Source organism: Vibrio sp. 1402 (genome assembly GCF_033340275.1).
The window spans coordinates 1-1,118 of the sequence record NZ_JAWOWE010000080.1; the positions used below are offsets into that span (position 1 = coordinate 1).

The 1,118-nt window shown below is 53.9% G+C and carries 1 protein-coding gene; it reads right to left on the reverse strand.

The features are described from left to right. Positions 1 to 1,118 (reverse strand): Calx-beta domain-containing protein (locus tag R7044_RS24235; protein ID WP_318141734.1); only part of this gene is annotated, 1,118 nt, incomplete at both ends.

Consider the following 1,118-nt stretch of genomic DNA (forward strand, 5'->3'; position numbering starts at 1 on the left):
TTGTATTCTAAGGTGCCTAAGTCTCCAACTTCGGTGTCACCTAAGTTCAGGCCTAGCTCGACTTGAACAGTGGACTCAGAGGCGTTCGACAACGTCACTTTGAAATTGGCTGTATCCCCCTCATTGATGGTGCCAGCATCGGTAATAGTCACGCTTGGACGGTCATCATCCGGATCAGGTCCTGGACCCGTACCGTCATCCACTATCGTTGCCGTCCCCGTATCGCTGCCTTGCACTGCGCCAATGCCAGTCACCGTGACACTGAAATCTTCAGGGCCTTCGTACACCGCGTCATCAATAGAAGCAATGCGCACATCAAACTCAGTTTGCCCTGCTGGCACCGTCACCACGCCATCGTTTGGCACTGCAACCCAACCACTTCCCGTGTTGTATTCTAGGGTGCCCAAATCTCCAACTTCGGTATCACCAAGATTAAGACCCAGTTCCACCTGCGTTTCCGCTTCAGACGCGTTCGATAAGGTGACTTTGAAGTTGGCTGTCTCACCCTCATTGATGGTGCCAGCGTCTGAAATAATCACATTCGGGCGGTCATCATCCGGGTCAGGGCCTGGACCACTGCCATCATCCACTATCGTTGCCGTACCCGTATCGCTGCCTTGCACTGCCCCAATGCCGGTTACTGTCACGCTGAAATCTTCAGGGCCTTCATAAACGGCGTCATCAGTGGAAGCGATGCGCACATCAAACTCAGTTTGCCCCGCTGGCACCGTCACCACGCCATCGTTTGGCACTGCAACCCAACCACTTCCCGTGTTGTATTCCAAGGTACCTAAGTCACCGGCTTCGGTATCGCCGAGATTAAGACCCAACTCCACTTGCGTTTCCGCTTCAGAGGCGTTCGATAAGGTGACTTTGAAGTTCGCCGTATCCCCCTCATTGATGGTGCCAGCATCGGTAATAGTCACGCTTGGACGGTCATCATCCGGATCAGGGCCCGGGCCACTGCCGTCATCCACTATCGTTGCCGTACCGGTATCGCTACCTTGCACTGCGCCAATGCCGGTTACTGTCACGCTGAAATCTTCAGGGCCTTCATAAACAGCGTCATCAATAGAAGCGATACGCACATCAAACTCAGTTTGCCCTGCTGGCACCGT